Annotated in this window: 13 protein-coding genes and 1 pseudogene; all 14 read right to left on the bottom strand. The window is 51.5% G+C overall.

Going from position 1 to position 15,057, the window contains the following annotated elements:
• A pseudogene (locus tag HMPREF9473_RS27640) lies at positions 1-264 on the bottom strand (hypothetical protein); the annotation flags it as partial.
• Between the two features lie 21 nt (positions 265-285).
• The gene (gene lepB, locus HMPREF9473_RS26130; RefSeq protein ID WP_006779749.1) at positions 286-1,044 is read right to left on the bottom strand and encodes a signal peptidase I; all 759 of its coding nucleotides are present in this window, start codon (positions 1,042-1,044) and stop codon (positions 286-288) included.
• 438 nt (positions 1,045-1,482) lie between these two features.
• On the bottom strand, positions 1,483-2,340 hold the full coding sequence (locus tag HMPREF9473_RS08870) for a tyrosine-type recombinase/integrase (RefSeq protein WP_006779748.1): 858 nt from the start codon (positions 2,338-2,340) through the stop codon (positions 1,483-1,485).
• Between the two features lie 173 nt (positions 2,341-2,513).
• Positions 2,514-3,467: a hypothetical protein gene (locus HMPREF9473_RS08865; RefSeq protein ID WP_006779747.1), complete on the bottom strand. Its 954-nt coding sequence runs from the start codon at positions 3,465-3,467 to the stop codon at positions 2,514-2,516.
• A gap of 346 nt (positions 3,468-3,813) precedes the next feature.
• Complete coding sequence (locus HMPREF9473_RS08860) at positions 3,814-4,008, bottom strand: helix-turn-helix domain-containing protein (RefSeq protein ID WP_006779534.1); 195 nt, start codon at positions 4,006-4,008, stop codon at positions 3,814-3,816.
• A gap of 42 nt (positions 4,009-4,050) precedes the next feature.
• Positions 4,051-4,779, bottom strand: a complete 729-nt coding sequence (locus HMPREF9473_RS08855) for a hypothetical protein (protein ID WP_006779746.1) — start codon at positions 4,777-4,779, stop codon at positions 4,051-4,053.
• Positions 4,780-4,801: 22 nt separating this feature from the next.
• Positions 4,802-5,578: a hypothetical protein gene (locus HMPREF9473_RS08850; RefSeq protein WP_006779745.1), complete on the bottom strand. Its 777-nt coding sequence runs from the start codon at positions 5,576-5,578 to the stop codon at positions 4,802-4,804.
• Positions 5,579-5,612: 34 nt separating this feature from the next.
• Positions 5,613-6,161, bottom strand: coding sequence for a hypothetical protein (locus HMPREF9473_RS08845; protein WP_006779744.1), 549 nt, complete (start codon positions 6,159-6,161; stop codon positions 5,613-5,615).
• A gap of 11 nt (positions 6,162-6,172) precedes the next feature.
• A complete protein-coding gene (locus tag HMPREF9473_RS26125; RefSeq protein ID WP_006779743.1) occupies positions 6,173-6,757 on the bottom strand; it encodes a hypothetical protein in 585 nt (194 codons plus the stop codon).
• Positions 6,754-7,308 carry a hypothetical protein gene (locus HMPREF9473_RS08835; RefSeq protein WP_034858166.1) on the bottom strand — a complete coding sequence of 185 codons (555 nt, stop codon included), beginning with the start codon at positions 7,306-7,308 and terminating at the stop codon, positions 6,754-6,756. The genes HMPREF9473_RS26125 and HMPREF9473_RS08835 overlap by 4 nt, the downstream gene beginning before the upstream one ends.
• Positions 7,301-9,511, bottom strand: a complete 2,211-nt coding sequence (locus HMPREF9473_RS08830) for a hypothetical protein (protein WP_034858164.1) — start codon at positions 9,509-9,511, stop codon at positions 7,301-7,303. Before HMPREF9473_RS08830 ends, HMPREF9473_RS08835 begins: the two co-directional genes overlap by 8 nt.
• 34 nt (positions 9,512-9,545) lie before the next feature.
• Positions 9,546-12,848 (bottom strand): proline-rich domain-containing protein, encoded by a 3,303-nt coding sequence (locus HMPREF9473_RS26120; protein WP_006779740.1) that lies wholly within the window; start codon positions 12,846-12,848, stop codon positions 9,546-9,548.
• 40 nt (positions 12,849-12,888) lie between these two features.
• The gene (gene lepB, locus HMPREF9473_RS26115) at positions 12,889-13,656 is read right to left on the bottom strand and encodes a signal peptidase I (protein WP_006779739.1); all 768 of its coding nucleotides are present in this window, start codon (positions 13,654-13,656) and stop codon (positions 12,889-12,891) included.
• 436 nt (positions 13,657-14,092) lie between these two features.
• On the bottom strand, positions 14,093-14,962 hold the full coding sequence (locus tag HMPREF9473_RS08815) for a tyrosine-type recombinase/integrase (protein WP_006779738.1): 870 nt from the start codon (positions 14,960-14,962) through the stop codon (positions 14,093-14,095).
• Positions 14,963-15,057 lie beyond the last annotated feature (95 nt).

Raw genomic sequence — 15,057 nt, 5'->3', positions numbered from 1 at the left:
TTCCATCCACCCAAGCTCCAGGTCCGCTTCCAGACGGTATCTTCCATTCAGATTGTACTCTTCGCTCTCCCTGTCCAGCAGATACTGCTCCAGCTCCTCCTCCGTATAGATCAGCACGGTCTCCCGGCTCTTGGCACGGGCCGTCCCCATGCTGTGGATTCCGTAGCCGGCCGCTGCTGCCGCCAGGACACAGATGATTCCCATGATCAGGACATTCTGCCGCCTTATCCCCTTCGATTTCGTATGTAATCTAAAATGGCTCATATTCCGTACTCCTCCAACCCTTTATCTTCCTGCTCTGATTATCAGAATCACTTTTCCCAGCACATCCTCCTCCGGGACCGTGCCGATCCGGCTGTCACGGCTGTCCACCGATACCGCCCGGTTATCTCCCAGCACCAGGTACTGCCCGTCCATCACGGTTTGAGGCGCACCTGTCTGCGCCTCTTCCTCTCTCTCCGTGTCCGTCAGGGTTACATACTGCTCCGACGCCTGCTCTCCGTTGACTGTCACACGGCTTCCCGACGGATTTATCTCCACCCGGTCCCCAGGAAGGCCCGCCACCCGCTTGACCAGACTCTCCCCGTTTTTCTCAAACACCACCACGTCATCCCGATGGATTCCTTTTTCCATCCGGCGGTACACAATCACATCCCCATGGTTCAGGTAAGGATACATCGACATCCCCGACACTCTGTCGATTCCTATCACGAATCCAAACAGCCAGCCGGCACACAGCACGATGGACAGCAGGCTCAGTATCAGCTTCACATTTCTGCGCCTTCGTCTCGCAAAATACCGCCGCATTTCCACCCGGATACGGCCCCGCATCTGCTTTTCCAGCTTCCTGCTCCGCTCCGCCTTCCCATTTCCGGCCCCGTCCACTTCCAGAGCCTTCACAATCTCCCAGAGATAACAGATGATCTGCCCTTCCTCAAAACCTCCGAAACGGACCGTGCGGAAATGGGAGCCCTTTTTCTCTTTTTTCCCCGGACTGTTCCGCTGCTGTCTGCGGGATTTTCCCCTGCTTTCCACCGTTTCCACGGACTGGCACCTCTCTTCACTCTGTAATATCAATTATGGAGTAACCGAATCATTGACCACGGCTCCTTTTGATTAAAATCTGCAATGAAAGACCCATCTCTCCACCGCCAAGATGTCTGATTCCGAATTTTGACCGGCGATAACATGCGATAACATACGGTAACTCACTGATGGGGAACACTGATTACAGAATCAAGGCACGCCAAATAGGACAGTCCGGACCAAATACGCCTGACTGCCAGCACCCTATTCCCACAATCACATAATTCTGCGAACTTTCTGCCGCATTTTGCAATTTTTTCCATTTCAAACCTTGCAATTTTTACGAAAGTGGGTATAATAGACTATATCGTGAGGACAGAACGCCTCACATCTTGATATTCGTTACCGCATAATTGATATTATGGGGTATTTTTATTTTTCCGGTTAAAATCCGTTTTATCCAAGCACCAATTTCATCCGCGACATCTGCCTCCTTGGCTGTTCCTCCGTGCTCATAGTATAAATTCTTGTCGTACTGATACTGGAATGCCCCAGCAAATCCATCAGCCGCACCACATCCTTCTCAATGCTGTAAAATACTCTGGCAAACAGATGACGCAGATTGTGGGGAAATACCTTCGCCACGTCCACTCCCGCCTCTCTTCCCAGCTGTTTCATCCGCTTGCTGATATTACTCCTGTCCATGGGGGTTCCATTCCTTGTGATAAATATGCTTCCCGACGCCATTCCCATTTTCCGGCAGTAGGTTTTTAGCAGACGTGTCAGCTCCGTCGGCAGTAATACCACCCGTGACTTCCCCTTATTATAAATCTCCGCACGCCCCGCATTTACGGCTTCCACCGTGATAAACTTCAACTCACTAATCCGGATTCCCGTACTTCCAATGGTTTGGAGCAGCATACTCATCCGCTCATCCCCATCCGCCCTTGCGGCCTTAATCAGCTTGGCATATTCCTTTTCCGTTATCTCCTTCTCCGGCCTGCTGTATGTACTCCTCTGAATCTTAAACAGCTTCACCTTCAACTCTTCCCTGCCAAGAAACACAAAAAAGTTATTCATGGCCGCCAGCATGGAATTGGCGCTGGTGATTTTATACTGTTCCCTCAACATTTCCTTGTACTCCCGCACCTTCTCCTTCTCAATTCCCCCATTCCCCGACAGAAATCCCAGAAACCGTTTCACATCCCGGATATACTTCTCCACCGTAGCCCGGCTCCGTTCCTCATCCTGAAGATATGCTTCATATTCCTTCAATGTCTGCTCTGTGATTCCCATATTTTTACGCACCGTCATATTAAAAAAAATCCTCCCTTATATATTTAATTTGTAATTACTATTACCATATATGGAAACTGAAAAAATTGCAAGTCATAACCTGAATTCTATATTTCAGCACTTGCACAAAAAGGCAGAGTTCCTGCCAGCATTCGCTCATTGGAACTCTACCCAAAATCAATCCTGCCTTATTATTTTATTTCAGCCTCAAAATCCTTAAGGGTATCCGCTTTCGCAGCAAATTTATGCCACCGCCTCAAAACATCCAGGTCATGCTGATACATAATTGAATCTTTCAATTCCTGCGATATCGCACCTAAGTCCTCCAGCAATTCCAAAATAGCCAGCTGGCGTTCTTCTGCTTTTCCTTCTGCTTTTCCAGCGGCTTCTCCCTCCGCATAACTGATTTCTTTCTCACTGGCAATGTGCTCTTCTTCGTCATATTCATACCATAACATATCCATTACCTCCGCCCTGTTCTTCATCAGGAACTCTGCCAGGATGTTGTTTTGGATGCATTCATCAATCGCATGGTTAATCGCTGTGGTCAAATCTGCGTCTTTCTCACGGTATCGTCTGACCGCCGCCACAAACTGCGCATATTCCTGCAATTTCCTGCATTTCTCCATTAACTCCTGATTGTGACCCAGATTCACATTCAGGACCAGCGCTGTCATCTCCAGACACGGCGGCTCTTCTCCTTTTACGGTATAGGAATCGGAAAGTCTCATGAGCTGGCGGTCTGGCTGGTCTTTGGTTCCGTTGTAGAATACCACGTAGTAAGGAGTCGATATCTGAATTCTACCGCTTCCGTACAGTTTTCTTCCTTCTGCCCCTATCATTTTCCGAAACAGATCCGTCAGATAAAAGAGTCCCCGAAGCGGCATATTGGGATTGATCGTACTCTGATGTTCATAGAGCTTCTGCTCTCCCTTTATCAGAAACGATAAATCATTTTTCATCTTCATATACACGGCATTTTCGAGGGTATTTATCTCCAAATCCTCCGGATTCGTGTAATCGGAACCTCTGAGTGCATTATAGAGTTCCAGTAAATCCTTCTTCTCTTTAAACACGGCCCGGAATACCCGGTCCTTATATTTCCGGTCTGCCACTACCGGCATTTCTGGCATTTGATTTGCCATCTTGATACCTCCATTATATCGTCTTATTTGTCTGATTGCAATCGTTTATCGGCAAATAACTGGCATAAGGCATCCCTCCCCTTTTCTCTTTCCGGATATCACAAAATAACCGGCTGTAAGTGACTGTGTGACTAGCTTCGAAACTTCAAAATGTGTGAAACTCTGGCCGAACTGGCCGCAACGGCTTGCGCCGAAGAATACTCACAGAGTGATACTCTGTGTGAATGGGTTTAGTATATCACATCGTCTTTTTGGATGCAATTATATTTTTATAAAATTATAGAGTTCCCATGATGTTGGCTGTCATAGGAACTCTTTGAAATCACTTTATGTTGTACATTATTTATTACCCTTTGATGCCGAGGGTCTCGGCGATGCGCTCTTTGGTGCGCTCACACTGGTTTCGGCCGTAGATGATGTCGCTGACCGTGGAGTTGGCGATGCCGAGGCGTCTGGCCAGCTCCTGCTGGGGGATGTCCTGCTCTACCATTGCGATTTTCATTTTCTTGCCGAAGGGGGTGCATGGGATTCTGGTTGCCATAGGTGGTATTCTCCTTTCTCTTTTCCTGTCTTTAACTGCGCTTTACGGAGCCGGGTTCGGGTCTTTGACCGATACGGTGAAGGTTGGCTGTACCGTAAAGCTGTCTCCTGCCACCCAGCCTTTTCTTGTGAAGGCATAGATGGTCAGCGGCATCTCATTTTCCTTTTTGTCTGTCGCCTGGTCCAGCGCTAACAGTTTTCCATTGTCGCTGTTCAGATAGTATTTATCCCCGGATGCCATTCCGCTCTTCATCCAGAAATCAGGTCTGTCGCTGTCCAGAGTCAGATCGGTTTCATTGGTGTAGGCGTTGACCTCAGGAGGCGCCACCTTGGTATCTTTTATGGCAAACAACAGGTTGTAGTCCGCCGCCTTCAAATCGGAATATTTGCTCACCAGTTTTGGTGTCTTGCCTGTCGATGTGGCTGATGGTGTCACGGCTGTCACATAGACCCAGACCGTGGAGGCAGAATTGTTGATAATTTTATAATCCTTCTCCTGCGGGCCGGTCACCTGCACGTTAACACCTACTTTGTCCGTGGCGCTTTTCACCGGTACTTTCGTCATATCAACGTCAAATGCCACTGTGGTCGGTATGGTGACGCTTAAAGTGGTTACCTGGATATTTCCGGTTAATGTCATGTTAGTACTGCCGCCGGCCGAGCCTACTACACCGTTATCGCTCACTCCCGGGTCCCCATAGGCGGCGGTTGTGCCTGCTGCCGCCAGTGTCATGGCCAGCATCAGGGCTGTTGTTTTCTTTGTCATCTTCATGTTCGTTTCCTCCTGATATTGCTTATTTTTTATTGGAATCAGCAGGCTCGTTGGCCCTGGCTGCGCTGATTTTTAAGGTTGGCCTTACGGTGAATTCGAATTCGCCGTAGAAGTCGGGGGCGGCTTTGCCGTAGAGTTTGATGACAGCCTGGTCCTCCGCCGGAATTTCCGCCACGAAAATGCCGGTACGGCCTGGGAGGATGGCATAGCGCTCGAATTCCTCACTGCTGGAATAACGCCTGCTGCTGTCACCAAGTACCAGAATGGCGGTTCCTGGCGGTCCGACTCCGGAGATGGTGTCTACCAGCCGGAAGGACTGGTCCACGTAATCGGAAAATTTCTCAGAAAAGCGGACATCCTGCGCTCCCACTTCCGGTACACTGGATATCTCCAGCTTGACCGGAACCACGGAGTGGTTGACCACCGTCACATCCGGGCTGGTTATCTGGGCCGACGGGGTGCTGATGTCGAAGGTCTGCTCCGGGTCTACGGTAAATTCAAATCCATCGGCCGGCAGACTGACGGAAATCAAAGAGGCTGAGACCGTTGCCTTCATTTCCACAGGGACGGAGGCGCTGCCATCCTCCGGGTTCAATTCCACATCTTTGGTTTGGACACTGACGCTCAGTGGAGCGGCTCCTAAGACAGTTCTCCCTGCTCCATTGGCGATGGCTGTACCTGCGTCTGCATTTGCTGCCGCTTTATCTCCCCCGGCGGCCATGGCTCCATATACCGGTGTCACCCCGCTCTGTCCCAGCAGGCACAGCGCCAGGAGCCAGGCGGTTTTTTTATTTCTCAAGGCTCTTCCCCCCTTTCCTCCAGATTTGTCCCTTTCATTCATATATCACCAGCCTTATCTTTGCGGCCGCCTGGCCGATGTACTCTTCTGTCTCCAGACGGTAGGTGTAAAAACGGGCGGTGCAGTCGTATTCCCCTACCGGCAGACCGACGTTCGGCGGGGCGGATTCCACATAGCTGCCCGGTTTGATGGCTCCGGTCTCATAGATTTTTTCTCCGGTGTCGTCACGGTAGATTTCCACCCGGATGAGTTTTCCCTGGTTGGAGGGGTTTTCGATCAGCCAGTTGACGGACCGGTCACTTCCGGTGCCTTTTCCGCTGGGGGTGGCGTTGATGGACATGGCCAGCATTCCCTCCTCCACAATGGAGTCCAGTTCCTTCTGCCGCTCCGCCTTTGATTTGCCGGGAATGTCTCCGGCTACCACATTTACTTCGTATGCCAGACCCTCTATTTTCTGAGGCGGTCTGGACCGGATTAACAGGATCACTGCCGCTCCGGCCAGAATAGCCAGCACAACCAGCAATCCCATGAAGAGAGGCCCACCGTATGGTTTCTTCCCTCTGCTCTCCCGTATTTCTCTCATAAGCCCCTCCACTAGTTCAGTACATATATGGTTATCTTCGCCGCCGCCCTTCCCAGGTAGCTGCTGTCCGATATCCGGTAGGAATCAAAGTATGCGGTGCAGGGGTATTCCCCTTTCTCCAGCGTCACATCCAGCGGGGTGTTGTCGATATACTGCTCCGGGTCCAGATAACCGGACTTGTAAATCTCCTCCCCGGTGTCATCCCGGTTGATGGTCACGGTAAAACGCGTTCCGTTGTCCGGCGGATTCTCAATCAGCAGGTTGGCTTCCCCGTCTCCGGTTTTCAGGCTGGGGGTGGCGTTGATGGAGAAGGTAATCAGGCCTTCTCTCACGATTTCATCCAGTTCCGCCTGCCTTCCGGCCGGGTCGCTCAAAGTCCCGGTCTTTACATTTCCCTCCGCTTTCAGTCCCGGAGGCTCCTCTGTCTGGGCTTTAGCCTGGTTTAGCACATAGGCGCCGTAATATCCCGCCCCGCACAGCACAAGCAGGCAGAAGATGAGGGATATGAGAATGACGGTAAGGCTGGCATGGCTGCTTCTCTGCTTTCTTCTGTAGGGTTCCTGATGTTCTTCCGTATTTCCTGTCTCAAGGCTCATCCTGTGCTGTCTCCCTCCTGTTCCACCACCCGCAGGGTAATGTCAAGGGACATGCCGCCTGCCGGTGTCTTATCTTTTAATAATTCCACTTTGGCTGTCACCGGGTATTCGCCCGGTTCCAGCTTTTTCTTTAATTCGATTGTTTCCACATAGCTTCCCGGCTCCACCATGAGAGTCCCCCCCAGATGTTCCCCGGTGGATTTCAGATAGAGGTTTACGCGGGCGCTGTAATGGTTGGATTCCGGGTTCTCGTACTCCAGGCTGCATTCTGTATTCCCCGCCGCCACCATGGGAATCTGGTTCATCACCACCCAGAACTCCCCCTCCCCAATCTCTTTGTCCTCCCTCCGATGCAGGGTGCCGTTTTTTGCCCGGTTATCCGGAAGGATGTCCATCTGAGCCTGGAGGGATGCCGGGATGTATCTGGGGCTGGCGCACCAGGCCGCCAGGCCGCCAAAGGCAAGTATCCCAAGAGTTACCGTTGCCAGCAAAATCCTGAACCGCACCTGCCGGATTCCCGTTTTTTTCCTGCTCTGTTGATCTTTAACCACCGCTTCCACCGCTTTCCGACGCAACAGTCACCGTTCCCGGCGCAATATCGTCTGTTGAAATGCTGGCGCTGTATGTAATCTCATAACCAAAGGTCTTTTCCTCCCCAGCATAAAGCGGGCTGTATTTCATGAAATAACGGAAGTTGAACTTATCCTTGCTTCCCATCTCATAAGTTATCCATGTCCCTCCGGAATCAGGATTGTAATAGTACTCCCTGCTGCCAATCACTGTCTCCAAAGTGTTTTTCGCTCCGGTAATCCCCAGAATAACTCCGGCCTGATCCAGTTCTTTAGTTTCATCAATCCCTGGCAGCGCAGCGGCTATCGGTGTCAGCTTTGCCTCCTTATTGTCCATGGTTGTCACACTGGAGATTCTTCCCACTATGGGATAAGGATTCTCATTGCTCACCGACACATCATCCGAATCAGAGCGCCGGTTCATTCCCGGTGCAAGATCAATCGTTGGATTTAAGGAAAATACCAGGCTCACCGTCTTGCTGGTAACCGGTTTTATCACGGCCCGTATTTCATAACGGGTGGTACCTGACGACACATCCACCAGAATGGTCCGCCCCGCGGTGTCCATATAGGCCGCGGCATTATACAATGTCAGCCTGCTGAAATCCGTGACCGTCGTCGACGGATTTGCCAGGGAAATGCCGGTGACACCGCTTATGTCCTGATTCCCAGTTCCAGCCGACAACGCCAGATTTTTTCCGGCATTTATGGTTCCATAGGTCGAAAAATTACTCTTTACCGTATTTACCGCTGTCGGACTGAATTTTGCACTGCTGGAATTCTCCTGATGAATGCCCCGCAGCAGTGTCCCGGATGGAACACCACTCACAACTGCATTTCCCCACACATTATTTCCTGCATCCGCAGCCGATGGGTCCAGCGTCACCTCCACGGTCACCGGCGCTGTCCAGCCCGGCAGGCCATGGGTGCCCTCGGATGACAGAGTAGTATACCATACCCGGTCTGCTTTCATTTTCTCGGTGCCGTTTACCGTATTCAGTGTATCGGTCATCTTTTGGAGTTCGTCATTGCTGCTGTCCTTCAAAAGAAATACACCGGCCCCGGTATCTGCCGCAAGAGAGCTGTCGCTGTAACAGCTTTGGACTGTGCTGGCTGTCATCCCCACAATGGAACCTGCCGTTCCGGAGGACGTGACACTGCCTGATGCGCCGCCGGTTCGATTGGCGTGGTAGCAACTTTGAACGATTGCCGATGCCTCCGTCACACCGCCTGCGATTCCTCCAGTGTAAGAAGCATGACCTGCGGCACTGCCTGTTATGGTGGAATCCATATTATAGCAGTCCTTTATCGTGCCTCCACCGGCCACCTTGCCGGCGATACCTCCGACATAGGAATCCGCACCTCCCCTGGCGGAAACATTTCCCCGGTTATAACATTTGGAAATCACCGCATTCCCGGTGACCTGGGCGGCAATGGCCCCGGCAGTGTCCCCGGTTACGGAGGCGTCTGCAATCCCAATACCGGATATATCGGCACTGCCGGCTAAAAAACCGAATAAGCCGGCTTCCCCTGCCGTATTCACAGAAAGATTATCAATTTGAATTACCTGCGCCCCCTCTGACTTACAGCTTCCCGTATACGCAGTGGATGCGGTTTTACCTATCGGCGTCCATGCGAGAGGCTGGTCCGCCGTTCCTGCATAGTCTCCTCCCGCCAAATCAATGACATTCATTATCTGCGCGTTGTATCCTGTATTTCCCTGGTTGACCGCATAGGCAAACCAGGCCAGCTGTACCGCATTCGTAATCTTGAACGGGGAGGAAATGCCATCTCCCGAAGGCTTCCTGCCGGTATATACTTCATCCGTCTCTTTTCCTATCAGGTTCCAGTCAGGTTTTGTGAGAGCGCCAATTGACGGATAATCGTCAGGGTTATATTTCCATCCGCCATCCAGCGTGTTTTCATTCAGTTTATACGCGAAGGACCAAGTCTTGAGTTCTGCTTCGGAAACAGCAGTACCATATTTTGTATTGCCAGAACCTGTCAGGAAATAACACTTCGTCGCCCCTTTAAAGTTTGTCGTATTTCCTATCAGGGCCCCATTCATCCCACCTCCGCGGCCAATTACATCGCCGGTATTATAACAGGACTCCAGATAAACAGCCCCAACAGTATCCTTCTGATAGGTCCATCCCCAAACACCACCACAATCCGCGTCTGCCATAGCACCCGACAAATTAACGGAAACGGTCCCCTGATTATAGCATTGAACTGCGCGTCCCCAGACCCCCCGGCATACAACTCCCCCTCGATCTTGCAAGCCCTTTAATTTCACCTTTGTTATAACACTTTGAAACAATTCCGTTTCCCAAACTTTCACCTAATACACCTCCGACCCCCCCGCCATAAACGCTCCCACTTTCCACACCACATCCTGCAATTAAGTAATCGCCATTGGCTAATCCAACAATCCCTCCCAGCCGGTCTGAGGAAGTTGTTCCACTCCCAGATAGATTCTCCAATATGATATTTTCAATTTTATTTCCTCTAATCTTTCCAAAAAGTCCTGTATATATATCACTATCGCTGCTGATATATTTATCAATCACCAGACTGCAGTTCAGTGTGAGATGATGAACAGAATGTCCGCCACCGTCAAAGGTCCCCGTATATTCACACGAATTAATGACCCCAATCGGCATCCAGGCCAGCGCCGTTGCTGCCCAGCCATGTTCCGTACCAGACATATCCACATCATTCATCAGTCTTCCATCAATCCCGCTCTTGCCGGTTACATGATTGACCACATAGGCAAACCAGGCAAATGCTTCCGGCGTTTTGATTTCATAGTATCCGTCAGATGCATTTTGAACTGGCACGAAATTTGTTCCGGTTATCGTACCGTTATAGACTGCCTCCCCCACATCCTCCCATGTCTCATAAACCGCCCTGGTGTTTTCCAACAATGCTGTGTTGAGGGTAAAATTCCTGGTGAGGGAGCCGATAGCCGCCTTTAACTGGATTTCGTTTGTCTCTGGCTGCTCCTGATTCGTGGCCTCCTCACTGGCCGGCTCCTCCCCGACATTTCCTTCCTCTTTCAACCGCTCACTGGCGGTATCGGAAACGCTCTCATCCATCGGCTCCCCCACATCAGGAACCTCCTTGTAGGAAATGGATACGCCCTGCCCGGTCTGTATCTGATTTTGGTCATCGATGAAAATGTCGCCCTCCGCTTCCCAGCGGATTTCTTCCCCGTCGATTTCCATTGGCAGAATGGGGCCCGCCCCCTTCCACATGTCCTCCAGTGTACTGCCCTCCGGAAGAGGGAGTGTCACTGCCGAGAGTTTGGAATAAGCGGCTACGATTTCATTTTCACTAAATGCAAAATATTCTAATTGCGGATATGCGTATTCCGTGGTGTACCAGCTTCCCGGAATCTGAGTGTCTTTTCCTGACATCAGAACTGTGTCCAAACCTTTCAGGCGGAATTCGTTTTCTTCTGTCTGGGACATTTCAGCCAAAGAATCGGTGTTCGGAAAAATGGATTCTTCCTCGTGGACGCAGGCCATCTGGCGGTCATAGATACAGCCGGTTATCTCACCACTGCCGGATGCCAGGAAAGCTCCCCGCGTGGTTCCTGTTCTTCCGATGATGGCGGAAGAATAACAGTTTTGGATAAATCCGTTATTGATGGCGGCAAATCCGCCTGTCATGCCGGGGCTGTCTATGGTACCGGAGGCGTAACTGTTTTCGGCTCTGCTTCCATTTTCCATAATACCGGCCAGACCTCCTGCATAGGTTTCTGTCTCTCCAGGCTGCGCATAAATCGTCGTTAGAGCGAAACTGTCGGATATCAGTGTTTCCCCGGCCGTCTGGGCCATAAGGCCACCAGCTGTTATGCGGTCTGCGGTGACGAGAATATAGATATCACCGTTGGGATTTCCTATGTATTCGGTGGAATTTTCTGATTCTGCTTCCCCTGGTTCCCCGCCGCCGGAGGACGTCGGTTCTGTCTCCTCCGATGCGTCTGCCGGGGTGGCGGGAGGTGGGGTATCTGGTTCTCTGTCCGCGTCAGGGGGACTGGCCAGAGCTATGCCCTGCGCATCTGCTTCCGCTACGGCAGACAGCTTCATTTTTAAGTACAGCCGTTCTGCCGGCTGATATCCTATGGTCTCTGCTGTGGCGGTTAAATGGTTTGCGGATGTCTCCTCCGCGCTGAAAGTACCCTTCTCATCCAATGATTGATTTAGATGTGATTTTCCATTTATTCCTGACGTTCTGGCACTTGGATTCTCCTCCGTCTTACTGGAGGATTCCGCTCCATGTTCTACGGAATTTGTACCTTCTGGCACTTCCTGCGGCCCGGTCTCCGGTGTTCCCTGATTCCCTGGCGCTGTTGATTCCTGACTTCCCGGCACCTGCGGTTCCTGCAACCCTGGCTCCGTCGATTCCTGACTTCCCGGCGACTGCGTTTCCTGATTTCCTGGCGCCGTTGATTCCTGACCTCCCGGCACCTGCGTTCCCTGTTGCCCTGGTGCCGTCGGTTGCTGACCTCCCGGTGCCTGTGATTCCTGATGACCTGGTGTCGTCGGTTCCTGACCTCCCGGCACCTGCGTTCCCTGTTGCCCTGGTGCCGTCGGTTGCTGACCTCCCGGTGCCTGTGATTCCTGATGACCTGGTGTCGTCGGTTCCTGACCTCCTGGCACTTGCGTTTCCTGGCCCTCCGGCACCTGCGATTCCTGTCCTCCTGGTCCAGCCGGCTGACTGCTGCTCTCCTCCGAGGATGGCATCGTACTCGCCTCCAGCCCAGGTCCACCAGTCGTTTCCGATTCACCAGTCATTCCGGCTCCGCCTTCCATACCTGGCCCGCCTTCCACGCCTGGTCCACCATTTTGCACTTCTCCCGTACTGCCGTCAGCATTTTCTCCCAATGGCAGTTCCCCGGCTCCGCCTGGTCCTTCCGCTCTGTCTCTCTCCACACTCTCCGCATCCGCCGGACTGGCTTTCGCCATCTGATATTCTGCTTCCGCCGGACTGGACATGAAGATATCCCCGCCCATTCCACAGTTCCGAAAAATGGAATCCACCGCGTAGGCCGCCAGCGCTCCATATCCATCCACATACCGCTCCCCATCGTGATACGTGAACGGGTGAGAAATCTCCGCTTCACCCAAAAACAGATTCTTCACCTCCGCCCGCTCCATCACTCCAAACAGCGGTCTTGTCAGCCCGCTTATCACATGGCCATTTCCGTCAAAGGTTCCGGTAAACGGCTCCACCTGGGTTCCGATGGATTCATACAGCCAACCAAGCTCGATATCCTCATCCAGACGGTACCTCCCTCTCAGATTATAATCTTCGCTCTCCCGATCCAGCAGATAGCGCTCCACATCCTCCCCGTTCTGAATCGCCACCACCTCCCGGCTCTTAGCTCCCGCGGTTCCAATGCTGTGTATCCCATAGCCCACTGCCACCGCCAGAAACACGCACGCGCTCCCGGCCGCCAGATATTGGAATCGCTTCTTCCACTTTGTCTTCGTATGTAATATAAAGCGGCTCATCCCATTTCCTCCCACGTTTTATCTGTCTCCGTATCTCCTCTTATCCTCTGCCGCGGATAATCAGAATCACTTTTCCCAGCATTGACTCCGCCGGCACGGTCCCCATTCCACTGTCCCGGCTGTCGATGGACACTTTCCGGTTATCCCCCAATACCAGATACTGCCCGTCCATCACCGTCAGCGGCGGTCCCATCTGGCTCTCTTCCTCTTCCGTATCCGGCAGCGTCACATAATCCTCGCTGATTGGTATCCCGTTGATTACCACACGGCCTCCGGATTTGCTGATTTCCACTGTATCTCCCGGCAGGCCCACAATCCGTTTCACCAGATTCTCCCCATCCTTTTCAAACACTACCACATCATTTTTCTGAAGTTCCCGGCCTGTCCGGCCATACACAATCCAGTCCCCGTGATTCAGATACGGGTACATGGAACTGCCGGACACCCTGTCAATCCCTATCAGAAATCCAAACAGGCAGAACACACACAGGATAAATGCCACCGAACCACACACCAGTTTCACATTTCTGCGCCTTTTCCGCACGAAATACCGGCGCATCTCCACCCGTATCCGCCGGCGCAGCTGCTTTTCCAGCATGCGCAGTGGCTCCTTATCTCTTCCCCTGCCTGCCCGCTCATCTGCTCCCGGCTCCAAAGCCTTCACAATGTCCCACAGGAAACAGATCACCTGGCTCTCCTCAAATCCGCCGAAACCGGCTGTCTGAAAATGAGTCTCCCGGCTGCCTTTTTTTCTCTGGCCTTTCCGCTTCTGACGGCGGGATTTCCCTTGTATCTCGGCCACTTCCACGGATTGGCACCTCTCTTTCGGATTATACGCCATAATAAGTATTACAGAGTGCCGGGCCGCACTGCCAGAGCGTACCTGCTGTCCAGCTGGGACCAATTCACTCCCGTCTGATGCTGTTATTTTAAATTTTAGGAATTTTTTTAAGAAGAAACACAGACGATTCCGAATACCGAATGTTCCCGAAAACATTTCCGGCACGGCAAACAGGCGATTCAGCACCCGAAGGCCCAATCACCGGATTCTATACCCACAAATTCACAATTCTGCGAATTCCCGCCCGTATTTTGCAATTTTTTCCATTTCAAACCTTGCAATTTTTACGAAAATGGGTATAATAGACTATATCATGAAGGAAAACCCCTTCAGAAATGATTGTTGATACCTCATAATACTTATTATGGGGTGTTTTTTTATTGATTTGGCGGCTGCTGTCCCGCTATCCAAGCACCATCTTCATCCGCGACATCTGCCTCCTTGGCTGCTCTTCCGTCGTCATAGTATAAATTCTTGTCGTACTGATACTGGAATGCCCCAGCAAATCCATCAGCCTTACCACATCCTTTTCAATGCTGTAAAAAATCCTCGCAAACAGATGCCTTAGATTGTGTGGAAATATCTTCGCCGTGTCAACGCCCGCTTCTCTCCCAAGCTCCTTCATTTTCTTGCTCACATTACTCCTGTCCACCGGATTTCCCTGTCTGGTGACGAAAATGCTGCCCGTCATAATCCCTGCCTTCCTGCAATATTGTTTAAGCAGCCTGCTCAGTTCCACCGGAAGCAGCACCACCCTGGACTTCCCCTTATTATATATCTCTGCCCGTCCCGTCTCCAGGGATTCCACCGTAATAAACTTCAATTCACTGATCCGGATTCCGGTGCTTCCTATGGTTTGAATCAACATGCTCATCCTGTCATCCCCCCGCCTCCTGGCCGCCTGGACTAACCGCTCATAATCCTTCTCTGTCATCTCTGTCTCCGGCCGGCTGTACTGCGCCCTCTGCACCTTAAACAGCTTCACCTTCAACTCCCCCCATCCCAGAAAGACAAAGAAGCTGTTCACCGCCGCCAGCATGGAATTAGCGCTGGAAATCTTGTACTGCTCCCGCAAAAACATCTTATATTCCCGCACCTTCTCCCTGTCCACCTCACAAGCTTTCATCCCATCCTCTCCCAGATATCTCATAAACGCCCTCACATCCCGCAAGTACTTCTCCACCGTAGCCAGACTCCTCTCCTCGTCCCGCAGATATTCCCGGTACCCGTACAGCATTTCTTCTTTCAGATTCATATTTTTGCGTTCCTCCATGTTAAAAAAAGTCCTCCTTCGTAAGATTCTATGATACCTCCTACTTTAAACGCAAATGGGTAAAATTGCAAGAAAATAAACAACATTTTTCTGTC

The organism is Hungatella hathewayi WAL-18680 (assembly GCF_000235505.1).
In the GTDB taxonomy this organism is placed as follows: Bacteria; Bacillota; Clostridia; order Lachnospirales; family Lachnospiraceae; genus Hungatella_A; species Hungatella_A hathewayi_A.
The sequence above is the reverse complement of the archived record's forward strand: the minus strand, read 5'-3'. Positions and strand labels throughout refer to the sequence as shown.

Excerpts from the sequence above, each read along its gene's own strand:
- HMPREF9473_RS08855 (WP_006779746.1), bottom strand. The coding sequence starts at position 4,779 with ATGAAGATGACAAAGAAAACAACAGCCCTGATGCTGGCCATGACACTG.
- HMPREF9473_RS08815 (WP_006779738.1), bottom strand. The coding sequence starts at position 14,962 with ATGGAGGAACGCAAAAATATGAATCTGAAAGAAGAAATGCTGTACGGG.
- HMPREF9473_RS08865 (WP_006779747.1), bottom strand. The coding sequence starts at position 3,467 with ATGGCAAATCAAATGCCAGAAATGCCGGTAGTGGCAGACCGGAAATAT.
- HMPREF9473_RS26120 (WP_006779740.1), bottom strand. The coding sequence starts at position 12,848 with ATGAGCCGCTTTATATTACATACGAAGACAAAGTGGAAGAAGCGATTC.
- HMPREF9473_RS08845 (WP_006779744.1), bottom strand. The coding sequence starts at position 6,161 with ATGAGAGAAATACGGGAGAGCAGAGGGAAGAAACCATACGGTGGGCCT.
- HMPREF9473_RS08860 (WP_006779534.1), bottom strand. The coding sequence starts at position 4,008 with ATGGCAACCAGAATCCCATGCACCCCCTTCGGCAAGAAAATGAAAATC.
- HMPREF9473_RS08830 (WP_034858164.1), bottom strand. The coding sequence starts at position 9,511 with ATGGCAGACGCGGATTGTGGTGGTGTTTGGGGATGGACCTATCAGAAG.
- HMPREF9473_RS26125 (WP_006779743.1), bottom strand. The coding sequence starts at position 6,757 with ATGAGCCTTGAGACAGGAAATACGGAAGAACATCAGGAACCCTACAGA.
- HMPREF9473_RS08870 (WP_006779748.1), bottom strand. The coding sequence starts at position 2,340 with ATGACGGTGCGTAAAAATATGGGAATCACAGAGCAGACATTGAAGGAA.